Genomic DNA, 12223 nt, shown 5'->3' with positions numbered 1-12223 from the left:
CTCCTGTGTCGATGAAGAGAGTGTGCGTGAGGCTGGTTTAAAAGAGAAATTGATTATATATTTATAATCAATCGGAATAAGTGATATACCCAGTGCGGTATAAGCGCGTTGCTTTAGGACTACGAGGATGGCTGATGCATATTACCCTGCGTCAAATTGAAGTGTTTACCGAGGTGCTGAAGAGCGGTTCCACCACCCAGGCATCTCAGGTTCTGGCGCTGTCGCAGTCGGCAGTCAGCGCGGCGTTAGCCGATCTGGAAGGCCAGCTTAATGTCCAGCTATTCGACCGGGTTGGGAAACGCTTAGTGCTGAATGAACACGGTCGTTTACTTTACCCGCGCGCCATTGGGTTACTGGAGCAGGCCAGTGAAATTGAGCAACTGTTCCAGGAAGATAATGGCGCTATTCGCATTTCAGCCAGTAGTACCATCGGCAATTATCTGCTGCCAGGTATGATTGCGCGCTATCGCCGTGATTTTCCGGGCCTGCCGTTAGAGCTCAGCGTTGGCAATAGCCAGGATGTAATTAACGCCGTCGCGGATTTCCGTGTCGACATTGGTCTGATTGAAGGGCCATGCCACATGAGCGAGTTAGTGAGCGAGCCGTGGCTGGAGGATGAATTGGTGGTGTTTGCCGCGCCGAATGCGCCACTGTTACAGCAGCCGGTGACCCTTGAGACATTGGCGGCTGAGCAGTGGATTTTGCGTGAACATGGTTCAGGTACCCGTGAAATCGTCGACTATTTATTGCTCTCACATTTACCACGTTTTCAACTGGCGTTAGAGCTGGGTAACTCGGAAGCGATAAAACATGCGGTGCGGCATGGGATGGGGATTAGTTGTCTATCGCGGCGGGTTATTGCTGAGCAACTGGACATGGGCACGCTGGCGGAAGTCCCGCTTCCGCTGCCGAAACTGTCACGCACGTTGTACCGGATTCATCATCGGCAGAAGCATATTTCCAAGGCATTAAACCGTTTTCTCTCCTATTGTCAGGAGTAATCCTGCGGGCTGCAGCTGCGGTAAACCGACGCGTTGCTAATAATCGCCGCCCGGTTATGAAGGTAACTTATAACGATGCGTTATCGCTATACTTGACCGGGTGAGTTGCTACAATCGCGCCTCATTTTTATAAGACACAGTATTTAGCTATGGTTCAGGACGAAAAAACAACACAACAACCTGCATTACGCCGCGCGCTGAAAGCGCGTCATTTAACCATGATTGCCATTGGCGGTTCGATCGGTACCGGGCTGTTTGTGGCTTCCGGGGCCACCATTTCTCAGGCAGGGCCGGGCGGGGCGCTGCTCTCGTATGCGCTAATTGGCCTGATGGTCTATTTTTTGATGACCAGTCTCGGCGAGCTGGCGGCATTTATGCCGGTTTCGGGTTCGTTTTCCACTTACGGCGCCAAATACGTCGAAGAGGGCTTTGGTTTCGCCCTTGGCTGGAACTATTGGTACAACTGGGCCGTGACCATTGCCGTTGACTTGGTGGCCTCGCAATTAGTGATGAATTATTGGTTTCCGGCAACGCCTGGCTGGATTTGGAGCGCCTTATTCCTCGGTTTAATGTTCCTGCTGAACTACATCTCGGTAAAAGGCTTTGGCGAAGCGGAGTATTGGTTCTCGCTGATTAAAGTGGCTACGGTCATTATCTTTATCGTGGTCGGCGTTTTAATGGTCGTCGGCATTCTGCGCGGCGGCGAGCATGCAGGCTGGCACAATTGGCAGATTGGCGATGCGCCATTCGCCGGTGGCTTTTCAGCGATGATTGGCGTGGCGATGATCGTGGGCTTCTCGTTCCAGGGGACGGAATTGATCGGGATTGCGGCGGGTGAGTCGGAAGATCCGGCGAAAAATATTCCGCGCGCGGTGCGTCAGGTGTTTTGGCGTATTTTGCTGTTCTATATCTTCGCCATCCTGGTTATTAGCCTGATCATTCCTTATACCGACCCGAGTCTGCTGCGTAATGACGTGAAAGATATCAGCGTCAGCCCCTTTACGCTGGTGTTCCAGCACGCGGGTTTGCTTTCCGCCGCGGCGGTGATGAATGCGGTGATCCTGACGGCGGTTCTGTCTGCCGGTAACTCCGGTATGTACGCTTCAACGCGGATGCTGTTTACCTTAGCGAGTGAAGGGAAAGCGCCGCGTATTTTTGCTCGCCTCTCGAAGGGCGGCGTACCGCGTAACGCGCTGTATGCTACCACCATTGTGGCGGCGTTATGTTTCCTGACGTCAATGTTTGGCAATCAACAAGTTTATCTATGGTTGCTGAATACCTCCGGGATGACCGGTTTTATCGCTTGGCTGGGGATTGCGATCAGTCACTACCGTTTTCGTCGTGGTTATGTGGCGCAGGGCAACTCGGTGGAGGATTTACCGTATCGCTCGGGCCTGTTCCCGTTGGGGCCGGTGTTTGCCTTTGTGTTGTGCCTGATTATCACGCTGGGGCAAAATTACCAGGCTTTCCTTGCCGATAAGATTGATTGGTATGGTGTGGCCGCCACCTATATTGGCTTGCCGCTATTTTTGGTCATCTGGTTCGGTTACAAATTGGTGCGTAAAAGTCGCCTGGTTAACTATCAGGAGATGGAGTTTCCCATCTTTAAAAACTGAGTGGTGTGATGGCATTTTAAAAGGCGCGGGTTCCGCGCCTTTGTTATTTGTTTCTAATAATAACCAACCAGATTGATAATCATTATCATTTGCTTTATTGTTTTGGCCGACACTTTTTCTTAATCGTCCATGGAGTTGGCCGTGAAACATCATCACAGTAAAGTGAAAAGGGCAGTATTCGCCCTGGTATTGTCGCTGGGAAGTCTGGTTGGCGCACATGCCGCAACGGTAACGGATATTGCCGGGCGTGAGGTGACCATTCCGCCAAAGGTTGAACGTATATTGCTTGGCGAGGGGCGGTTATTTTATGCCGTCTCTCTACTGGAAGGCGCCCAACCGCTGAAGCGGATTGTCGGCTGGCAAGGGGATTTCCGGCAGTTAGATCCACAAACCTACGCGCAATATAAAGCGAAATTCCCCACTATTGACGACATCCCTCTGATTGGTAAAACCAGCGTTGATAGCCTTAGCCCGGAAAAAGCGCTGATGCTGCGCCCTGACGTGGCGATTTTCGGCCTCTCCGGCGGACATGGGCCAGGTAAAAACAGTGAACTGGTCCAGCAATTTGAACGGGCGGGCGTGCCGGTAGTGTTCGTGGATTTTCGCGCTAATCCAATGAAAAACACATTGCCGAGCATGCGGCTATTGGGCAAAGTATTGCAGCGCGAAGCACAGGCAAAGCGTTATATTGCGTTTTATCAGGCGAACCTGCAACGCGTAACCGAGGTTACCCAGGCGATCCCTGCCGAACAAAAACCAACGGTTTTTATTGAGTTGCGTGCAGCGGCAATGGGGGAGTGCTGCGGCACTGCCGGGCGCGGCAATATGGGGGATTTTATCGATCAAGCCGGTGGTAATAATATCGCGAAGGCGCTGTTACCGGGGCCGTTAGGGACCGTTAACCTGGAAAAGGTGATGGCCGTCAATCCGCGCATTTATATCGCCAGCGGTGGGAAAGCGGCGGATGCGCAGGGGCCAGGCATTAAACTGGGCGCAGGCGTCTCGCCAGAGCAAGCGCGCGCAAGTTTGGCAAGCGTCACCGCCCGTAAAGGGATCAACCAGTTAACTGCGGTGCGGGAAGGACGCCGTTACGCAATCTGGCATAACTTTTACAATTCTCCCTATAACATTCTGGCCATTCAAGCATTTGCGAAATGGTTTTATCCCGAGCAGTTTGCTTCGCTCGATGTGAGCGCCACGGAAAAACAGTTGTATCAGCAGTTTTTGGCGATTGAACCGAGCGGGACTTACTGGACTGAAGCGAAGTAATAACAGGTAGCGCATATGAGTGTCACACAGGATCCTTCTCACTACGCCGGAAAAGCGTCAGCTCGCGGCGTGATGGGGCGGTATCATCAGGTTTTACGCCATCGGTTACTGATTATGGGCGTATTACTGCTGGCGATTTTGGCATCGCTGGTGCTGGATTTTACCCTCGGGCCATCCGGTCTTTCACTCAGTACGCTGTGGCAAACGCTGCTGCATCCGGCCAGTGTCGATGCCGGTACGCGTGTGATCGTGTGGGATATTCGTCTACCCTATGCATTGATGGCGGTGGTGGTCGGCCTTGCGCTGGGCCTCGCTGGCGCGGAAATGCAGACCATCTTGAATAACCCGCTGGCGAGCCCTTTTACGCTTGGCGTCTCCTCTGCTGCGGCGTTTGGCGCGGCGTTAGCGATTGTGCTAGGCATTGGTATTCCGGGTATTTCCGATCAGTGGTTTATTTCCGCCAACGCCTTTATCTTTGCGCTGTTTGCCGCCCTGATGTTAGACGGCGTGACCCGTTGGACGCGGGTGGCAACCTCAGGCGTGGTCTTGTTCGGGATTGCATTAGTGTTCACCTTCAATGCGCTGGTGTCGATGATGCAGTTCATAGCCAGCGAAGACACGTTGCAGGGGCTGGTGTTCTGGACCATGGGTAGCCTGGCGCGCGCGTCATGGCAGAAGTTGGGGATTTTAGTTCTGGCGTTGGTCATTTTACTGCCGTTCTCAATGATGAGCGCCTGGAAACTGACCGCGTTGCGTTTAGGCGAGGATCGGGCGGTCAGCTTCGGTATTGACGTTCGCCGTTTACGTTTGGCGACGCTGTTACGCATCAGTATCCTTTCCGCGCTGGCGGTGGCGTTTGTCGGGCCCATCGGCTTTATTGGCTTGGTCGCGCCACATATCGCCCGTCTGATTTTTGGCGAGGACCATCGTTATTATTTGCCTGCCAGCGCGTTGACCGGCGCATTGGTGTTATCAATGGCGTCGGTCGCCTCCAAGAACCTGATCCCAGGCGTCATTATTCCGGTGGGAATTGTGACATCGTTGGTTGGCGTGCCGTTCTTCTTGAGTATTATTTTGCGTCATCGGGGGAACGTCTAATGCAGGGGCTGGAAATTCGTGGGTTTAACGCAGGCTACCCGAAACGCAAAATTATTGAAAACCTGAACGTCCCAACCTTGCCACGCGGTAAAATCACCGTGCTGCTTGGGCCGAATGGCTGTGGCAAGTCAACGCTGTTACGTTCGCTGGCCGGGCTTAACCGTGCGCAGGGCGAAGTGTGGCTAAATGGCGAAGAGTTAATGTCTCAGCCATTTTCTCGCCGGGCGGAAAAAGTGGTTTATCTGCCGCAGTCGTTACCGGCGGGCGTGCACCTGCACGTGTTGGAGTCGATTATCGTCGCGCAACGCGCCTCCGGCGGGCGGAGTACCGCCGTGGATGAAAATGAAGTGATGGCGTTGCTTGAACAGTTAGGCATCGCGCATTTGGCATTAAGTTATCTGGATCAGTTATCTGGCGGGCAAAAACAGTTGGTAGGGCTGGCACAATCGTTGATTCGCCGTCCGGCGCTACTGCTGCTTGACGAGCCGCTAAGCGCGCTCGATCTTAACTACCAATTCCACGTAATGGATCTGGTACGCCGGGAAACCGAAAAGCGGAATATTGTTACCGTGGTGGTGGTTCATGACATCAATATCGCGCTGCGCCATGGTCAGCATGTTTTGATGTTGCAAAATGGCGAGCTTATCGCGAACGGTGGCCCGGAAACGGTGATTACGCCGGAAAGTCTGGCGCGGGTCTATGGCGTGAAAGGGCGGATCGAGCGCTGTTCGCAGGGGACGCCACAAGTGTTAATTGATGGGTTAGTCACCGAGCCAACGTTTTAGCGCCAGAGCAGGGCGGTCAGCCTGACCGCCCGGTTTAATTACGCTCGCAGATGCGTAGCGTGGAACCGCAGATGGTCTTCAATAAAACTGGCGATGAAATAATAGCTGTGGTCGTACCCCGGTTGGATACGTAACGTCAGCGGCCAGTTTTTCTCTATCGCAATCTCCTCCAGCCGCTCCGGATGCAGTTGATCGGCGAGGAATTGGTCGCTATCGCCCTGGTCGATCAAGATCGGCAACGTCTGCGTCGCCTGGCGCATTAGCCAACAACTGTCATACGGTAACCATGCCTGACGGTCATCACCGAGATAGGCGCGAAACGCCTTTTCGCCCCACGGTACGGTGCATGGGTTAACGATCGGCGCGAGCGCCGATGCCGAGACAAAACGACCGGGATTACGCAGCGCCAGCATGATGGCGCCATGTCCACCCATTGAATGCCCGGCAATCGCCTGACGATCGCTAATGTTGAAGTTATCGGCAATCAGCGCGGGAAGTTCAGCACTCAGATAGTCATACATCTGGAAATGCGTCGCCCACGGCGCTTGAGTCGCGTTGAGATAAAACCCGGCGCCCTGACCGAGATCATAGGCTTCCTCATTCGGGACTTCAGCGCCGCGCGGGCTGGTATCCGGCATGACCAGCACCAGGCCCAATTCCGCCGCCACCCGCTGCGCGCCTGACTTAGTGGTAAAGTTCTCGTCGGTGCAGGTGAGACCAGACAAGAACCAGACCACCGGCGGCGGCGATTCGCCCTGTGGGGCGGGCAGAAAGATGCTGAACGTCATGGTGCAGTTCAGGGTGGATGAAAGATGACGCCAGCGTTGTTGCCAGCCGCCAAATAAACGATGTTCTTCCAGTAGCTCCAGCGTGGATGCCATGAATCCTCCTGATTACTTGCTAAAATGCACCACGGTACGGATCGACTTCCCTTCATGCATCAGGTCGAACGCCTCGTTAATCTGTTCCAGCGGCAAATTATGGGTAATGAAATCATTAAGCTGGAACTCGCCATCCATATAGCGCTGCACAATCCCCGGCAACTGTGAACGGCCTTTGACGCCGCCAAAAGCAGAGCCACGCCACACGCGCCCGGTTACCAACTGGAATGGACGCGTCGCGATCTCTTCACCCGCGCCCGCCACGCCGATAATCACTGACTCACCCCAACCTTTGTGGCAACACTCCAGTGCGGAACGCATCACGTTGACGTTACCAATACACTCAAAGGAGAAATCAACGCCGCCATCGGTCATTTCTACAATCACCTCCTGGATCGGCTTATCGTAATCTTTAGGATTAATCAGATCGGTGGCGCCCAGTTTGGTGGCTAAATCGAACTTACTGGTATTAATATCAATCCCGATTATACGACCGGCTTTGGCCATTTTGGCACCGATAATCGCCGAAAGGCCAATACCGCCGAGGCCGAAAATCGCCACGGTGTCGCCTTCTTTGACTTTTGCCGTGTTCATCACGGCGCCCATGCCGGTGGTAACGCCGCAGCCTAACAAGCAGACTTCTTCCAGCGGGGCCTCTTTACTGATTTTCGCCAGAGAGATTTCCGGTACTACGGTATATTCCGAGAAGGTTGAGGTACCCATATAATGGAAAATCGGCTTGCCATCCTTGAAGAAGCGCGTCGTGCCATCCGGCATTAATCCTTTGCCCTGCGTGGTACGGATCGCCTGACAGAGGTTGGTTTTACCGGATAGGCAAAACTTACATTTACCGCATTCCGGGGTATACAGCGGGATGACGTGATCGCCAACCGCGACGCTGGTGACGCCTTCGCCTACCGCTTCGACAACACCGCCGCCCTCATGGCCAAGAATGGCAGGGAAAACGCCCTCAGGATCTTTACCCGACAGGGTATAAGCATCGGTATGACACACGCCGGTTGCGACGATACGGACCAACACCTCACCCTTTTGCGGCGGCATCAAATCCACTTCTTCGATTTTCAGCGGCTCGCCTGCCGCCCAGGCAACGGCAGCGCGGGTTTTGATCATTTCCATTCTCTTCTCCTGTTTAGTATTCGTAGCGGCCTTAACTTCGGCTATGGTGTTTATTGCGTTTCGGTTACCGTTAACGGATGCAGTAGCGCATCCTGTTCCGGTCTGTCGTCAAACTGTTCGATAATCAGGTACTTCAGTGCTTCAATATTGGGGGTAAAGGCATCCCGTCGCCAGATAAGCCACGTGGCGGTGTCACGAAAGGCCGGCGGTAGTGGATGCACCTGAACACGCATCCGGTCAGGCATTTGCGCCAGCACCGATTGCGGGATCATCGCCAGCCCGGCGCCGCTGGCGACGCAGGCCAGCATGGCATGGTAAGACTGAATCTCCATGACGTTGCCTGGCTGCGCGCCGTTTTCACGGAACCACGCTTCAATGCGCAAGCGGTAAGAACAACTGCTGCGAAAGGCAAACAGCGTATCGCCGCTCGCATCCGTCGCGTTGGCTATCGGCGCGCGGTCGGGGCTGGAAATCAGCACCATTTGCTCGCGAAAAGCGATGCAACCGTTCAATTCATCATAGTTTATTGGGCCGTCAACCAGCGCGGCGGCTAATGTGCCTTCACGCACACGTTCAATGATTTCTCCTGACGTGCCGGTGATCAGCGATAGCGCCACGGCGGGAAAACGTTGATGATAGGTAGCCAGTAAGGCGGGGAGCCGGGTGGCGGCAGTACTTTCCATCGACCCCAGGGCAAAATTACCGGCCGGGTCGCCGCTGCGCCCCATATTAAGCGCCTCTTCACTGAGACTAAGAATGCGTTGTGCGTAACCGAGAAAATTATGGCCCATCGGTGATAAGCGCAGGCGCTGCTTTTCGCGAATAAACAGGTCAGTCCCCAGCTCTTGCTCAAGTTGGCGCAGGCGGGTAGTGAGATTAGATGGCACGCGGTGCAACTGGTCGGCCGCCCGGACAATCGAACCGGTTGCCGCCACGGCACAGAACATGCGGAGTTGGATTAAATCCATCTATTCTTTTCCTGGAAGTAACTTGGTTATGATTATTCACTTTTCGTGAGTTTAACCATCCACCATCATATTGACAACCCTGGTGAATGCGAATCGACATCGATCTCCGGTTCGTCGCATCACTATCTTGTCAATTTAAGGAGAGCGTTATGGCGTTGCGCGTCGCAATCAGCGCATTTTTATCACTGGTGGTGGCAATGGGGATTGGGCGGTTTGCCTTTACGCCCCAAGTGCCGTTAATGATTAATGAACACCAACTTAGCCTGACCAGCGCCAGTGTGGTCGCGGCATTAAATTACCTCGGCTACCTGTGCGGATCATTTGATGCGATGCGCGCCGGGCGCCGTGTCGAATGGCGTTTGCAGAGTGGGGTGTGGGGCGCGGTGCTGCTGACGCTGCTTTCTGCGACTATTGAAGGCCCGTGGTGGCATGGCGTGGTGCGCTTCCTGATCGGTTGTGCCAGCGGTTGGGCTATGGTACTGGTGGCGGCATGGAGTAATGAGCAACTGCATCATCATGGTCGCGCCGGGTTATCTGCCGCGGTTTTTGCCGGGCCGGGAACCGGTATTTTTATTAGCGGTATGCTGGCGGTGTTACTGCATGCGCTGGGCGTGAGCGCCGCGTTTGCCTGGGCCGCCTATGGTTTACTGGCGTTGATCTTGGTGGCGCTTATCGCCCGCTTCTTACCGCGTACCGGTGAACTGCATCGGCCGGAAACCGCCCCCGAACCGTTAGTGCTGAATGCGAACCTTAAACGGCTGGTATTAAGCTATAGCCTGGCCGGATTCGGTTATATTTTACCGGCGACCTTTTTATCGCAAATGGCGGCAACCCGTTTTCCTGACAGCGCATTTTCTCAGTTTGTCTGGCCGGTATTTGGTGGAGCGTCGGTGCTGGGTATCGCACTGGGTATTTTGACCCGTCACTTCTTTACCAGTCACGTTAGGTTAGCGTTGGTGCTGTGGGCGCAGGCGCTGGGCGTCTTCGCCGCGGATTTACTGCCCGGCATCAGCGGCCTGATCATTGGCGCCGCGTTAATTGGCGGGGGGTTTCTCTGCGTGGTTCAGCTCTCATTACAGTATGGTCGCGAGCTGGCGCCGAAACACACGCGCTATCTGGCGGGGTTACTCACTACTGGTTATGCCATCGGGCAGTTGGTGGGGCCGCTGTTGTCGTCTATTTCCACCATGCTGACTCACCGTCTCGAACCGGCGCTGTATGTGGCGGGATTTGGGTTATTACTGGCAGGCGCGCTGGTGTGGAAATCGGCCAAATGAAAGAGTTTCATTATCGATTAAATTGATTCACTGGATTAACCTGGCCGAGTGTTTCAGAATACGCGCAAAGTAATAATGTCCCAACCGATGCATCGGGGTTTTATCCATCGGTTGGGTGAAATACCTGCGGAGAAGAGAATATGACGACGTTAAGTCAGGAAGCGGCCCTGGTTCATGAAGCGCTGTTAGCGCGTGGGCTGGAAACCCCATTACGCGCGCCAACGCGTGAAATGGATGATGAAACGCGCAAGCGCCTGATCGCGGGTCATATGACCGAAATCATGCAGTTGCTGAATCTTGATCTCGAAGATGACAGTCTGGTTGAGACGCCGCATCGCATTGCAAAAATGTATGTGGATGAAGTTTTTTCCGGGCTGGATTACGCGAACTTCCCGAAAATCACCTTGATTGAAAATAAAATGAAGGTGGATGAAATGGTCACGGTACGTGATATTACCCTGACCAGTACCTGTGAACATCACTTCGTGATTATTGATGGTAAGGCGACCGTGGCCTATATCCCCAAAGATAAAGTGATTGGTTTGTCGAAGATTAACCGCATTGTACAGTTCTTCGCCCAGCGCCCGCAGGTACAGGAACGTTTGACGCAGCAGGTGCTGATTGCTTTGCAAACGCTACTTGGTACCAACAATGTGGCGGTTTCGATTGATGCGGTTCACTATTGCGTGAAAGCGCGCGGCATTCGCGATGCAACCAGCGCGACGACCACGACGTCGCTTGGTGGTTTGTTCAAGTCGAGCCAGAATACCCGTCAGGAGTTCCTGCGCGCGGTACGCCACAACTAATCAATGCCTGATGTGCCTCACTGTATGGTGGGGCCATTCACCCGGATAAATGCGGACAGGAAAGCGCGTCATGCCACGCAATATCACGCTGGATTTCATCCGCGGTTTGGCTATTTTGGGCATTTTACTGCTCAATATTGTCGGCTTTGCGCTTCCCTCTGCGGCTTATCTTAATCCTGCCTGGAACGGGCCGCCCTCCGTTAGCGATCGCTGGACCTGGGCGCTGTTAGATCTGTTCGCGCAGGTCAAATTTCTCACGTTGTTTGCGCTGTTGTTCGGCGCCGGATTACAGATGTTGCAGCCGCGCGGTAAAGCCTGGCTGCGGGCGCGGCTTACCTGGCTCACATTATTCGGTTTTATCCACGCAGTGTTTTTCTGGGAAGGCGATATTTTGCTGGATTACGGCATTATTGGCCTGATTGCGTGGCGATTAATCCGCGATGTTCCTTCAACTCGTACCTTGTTTAAAACCGGCGCATTGCTGTACCTGATCGGCGTGGCGGTGCTGGTGGTCTTCGGCCTGATTTCGTCGCCGGAGCCGAGTCATTCATGGCTGCCAGGCGCGGCGGAAGTGCAATACGAAGCGTTGTGGAAGCCAGCCGGAGGGTGGGAAGCGGTGCATAACCGTCTACAGTCTCTCTCCTCTTCGCTGTTAGCGCTCGGCGCGCAGTATGGCTGGCAACTGGCCGGTTTAATGATGATGGGCGGCGCGTTAATGCGTAACGGCTGGCTGCGGGGCGCTTTTAGCCAACGTCACTATCGCCGTATGGCCGCGCTGTTATTGCTGCTTAGCGCGGTCATCCAAATTCCCTCAATCGTCATACAATGGCAAGTGCAGTGGGCATTTCGCTGGTGTGGCTTCTTTCTACAGGCGCCGCGTGACTTAGCGGCACCGTTACAAAGTCTTGGTTACGCCGCACTCTGTTTTGGCTTTTGGTCACAATTAGCCAGGCTGAAAATAACCCGGGCAATTTGTTGCGCCGGGCGGATGGCATTAAGTAACTACCTGCTACAGACGCTAATTTGCAGCACGCTCTTTTACCGTTTTAACCTGTTTATGCAGTTGGACCGGTTGCAGCTTTTGGCGCTGGTCCCGGCGATCTGGGTCATTAACCTGATATTTTCCGTGCTCTGGCTGCGTTATTTCCGCCTGGGGCCGATGGAGTGGGTGTGGCGCAAATTAACCGCACTCGGCGCCGGACAATCGCCGAAAAACTCTCTGCCAGGATAATGACGGCCATCACAAAGGTTGCAGAATTGTATGTAACCGTTTTCATGAGTGTGACGAGATTCACGCAGCCGAAGGGCAACCCCTGACAGAATAGCCGCCAGAAACGCTTCATGTGTCAGGTACGCTATGCAATTTTTCACTTTTTTCACCAGGA

11 protein-coding genes are annotated in these 12223 nt (G+C 54.0%); 8 read left to right on the top strand and 3 right to left on the bottom strand.

All coding sequences use genetic code 11. The annotated features are described in order from the left end of the window. The first annotated feature begins 134 nt into the window (after positions 1–134). The 5 genes from yieE to PMPD1_RS14720 all read left to right on the top strand — a co-directional run bounded on the left by yieE (position 135) and on the right by PMPD1_RS14720 (position 5769). Positions 135–1001, top strand: coding sequence for a DNA-binding transcriptional regulator YeiE (yieE, locus tag PMPD1_RS14740; RefSeq protein WP_173634764.1), 867 nt, complete (start codon positions 135–137; stop codon positions 999–1001). Between the two features lie 149 nt (positions 1002–1150). After that, on the top strand, positions 1151–2617 hold the full coding sequence (locus PMPD1_RS14735) for an amino acid permease (RefSeq protein ID WP_173634763.1): 1467 nt from the start codon (positions 1151–1153) through the stop codon (positions 2615–2617). A gap of 129 nt (positions 2618–2746) precedes the next feature. Further along, positions 2747–3886: an ABC transporter substrate-binding protein gene (locus PMPD1_RS14730; RefSeq protein WP_173634762.1), complete on the top strand. Its 1140-nt coding sequence runs from the start codon at positions 2747–2749 to the stop codon at positions 3884–3886. 15 nt (positions 3887–3901) lie between these two features. Then, positions 3902–4984, top strand: coding sequence for a FecCD family ABC transporter permease (locus PMPD1_RS14725; protein WP_173634761.1), 1083 nt, complete (start codon positions 3902–3904; stop codon positions 4982–4984). Then, positions 4984–5769: an ABC transporter ATP-binding protein gene (locus PMPD1_RS14720; protein WP_173634760.1), complete on the top strand. Its 786-nt coding sequence runs from the start codon at positions 4984–4986 to the stop codon at positions 5767–5769. The genes PMPD1_RS14725 and PMPD1_RS14720 overlap by 1 nt, the downstream gene beginning before the upstream one ends. Before the next feature lie 38 nt (positions 5770–5807). Here PMPD1_RS14720 and fghA read toward each other — a convergent pair whose 3' ends face one another. From fghA to ptrR, 3 genes are read right to left on the bottom strand one after another with little or no spacing between them, the layout of a single operon-like run. Continuing rightward, positions 5808–6650 (bottom strand): S-formylglutathione hydrolase, encoded by an 843-nt coding sequence (gene fghA / locus PMPD1_RS14715; RefSeq protein ID WP_173634759.1) that lies wholly within the window; start codon positions 6648–6650, stop codon positions 5808–5810. A gap of 12 nt (positions 6651–6662) precedes the next feature. Continuing rightward, the gene (locus tag PMPD1_RS14710; RefSeq protein WP_354292642.1) at positions 6663–7787 is read right to left on the bottom strand and encodes an S-(hydroxymethyl)glutathione dehydrogenase/class III alcohol dehydrogenase; all 1125 of its coding nucleotides are present in this window, start codon (positions 7785–7787) and stop codon (positions 6663–6665) included. A 50-nt stretch (positions 7788–7837) separates the two neighbouring features. Next, on the bottom strand, positions 7838–8755 hold the full coding sequence (gene ptrR, locus PMPD1_RS14705; RefSeq protein WP_173634758.1) for a putrescine utilization regulator PtrR: 918 nt from the start codon (positions 8753–8755) through the stop codon (positions 7838–7840). Positions 8756–8904: 149 nt separating this feature from the next. Here ptrR and PMPD1_RS14700 point away from each other — a divergent pair, with 149 nt between their 5' ends. The 3 genes from PMPD1_RS14700 to yeiB all read left to right on the top strand — a co-directional run bounded on the left by PMPD1_RS14700 (position 8905) and on the right by yeiB (position 12069). Further along, entirely contained in the window at positions 8905–10032 is a 1128-nt protein-coding gene (locus PMPD1_RS14700) for a YbfB/YjiJ family MFS transporter (protein WP_173634757.1), read from the top strand. Positions 10033–10172: 140 nt separating this feature from the next. Next, entirely contained in the window at positions 10173–10838 is a 666-nt protein-coding gene (gene folE, locus PMPD1_RS14695; protein ID WP_173634756.1) for a GTP cyclohydrolase I FolE, read from the top strand. Positions 10839–10908: 70 nt separating this feature from the next. Continuing rightward, positions 10909–12069, top strand: coding sequence for a DUF418 domain-containing protein YeiB (gene yeiB / locus PMPD1_RS14690; protein WP_173634755.1), 1161 nt, complete (start codon positions 10909–10911; stop codon positions 12067–12069). Positions 12070–12223 lie beyond the last annotated feature (154 nt).

It is taken from the genome of Paramixta manurensis (assembly GCF_013285385.1).
In the GTDB taxonomy this organism is placed as follows: domain Bacteria; phylum Pseudomonadota; class Gammaproteobacteria; order Enterobacterales; family Enterobacteriaceae; genus Paramixta; species Paramixta manurensis.
Note: the sequence above shows the minus strand (reverse complement) of the source record. Positions and strands in the feature narration are given on the sequence as shown.

Coding starts and splice junctions, on each gene's coding strand:
- ptrR (WP_173634758.1), bottom strand. CDS start 8,755: ATGGATTTAATCCAACTCCGCATGTTCTGTGCCGTGGCGGCAACCGGT.
- PMPD1_RS14710 (WP_354292642.1), bottom strand. CDS start 7,787: ATGGAAATGATCAAAACCCGCGCTGCCGTTGCCTGGGCGGCAGGCGAG.
- PMPD1_RS14725 (WP_173634761.1), top strand. CDS start 3,902: ATGAGTGTCACACAGGATCCTTCTCACTACGCCGGAAAAGCGTCAGCT.
- yieE (WP_173634764.1), top strand. CDS start 135: ATGCATATTACCCTGCGTCAAATTGAAGTGTTTACCGAGGTGCTGAAG.
- PMPD1_RS14720 (WP_173634760.1), top strand. CDS start 4,984: ATGCAGGGGCTGGAAATTCGTGGGTTTAACGCAGGCTACCCGAAACGC.
- yeiB (WP_173634755.1), top strand. CDS start 10,909: ATGCCACGCAATATCACGCTGGATTTCATCCGCGGTTTGGCTATTTTG.
- fghA (WP_173634759.1), bottom strand. CDS start 6,650: ATGGCATCCACGCTGGAGCTACTGGAAGAACATCGTTTATTTGGCGGC.
- PMPD1_RS14735 (WP_173634763.1), top strand. CDS start 1,151: ATGGTTCAGGACGAAAAAACAACACAACAACCTGCATTACGCCGCGCG.
- PMPD1_RS14730 (WP_173634762.1), top strand. CDS start 2,747: ATGGAGTTGGCCGTGAAACATCATCACAGTAAAGTGAAAAGGGCAGTA.
- folE (WP_173634756.1), top strand. CDS start 10,173: ATGACGACGTTAAGTCAGGAAGCGGCCCTGGTTCATGAAGCGCTGTTA.
- PMPD1_RS14700 (WP_173634757.1), top strand. CDS start 8,905: ATGGCGTTGCGCGTCGCAATCAGCGCATTTTTATCACTGGTGGTGGCA.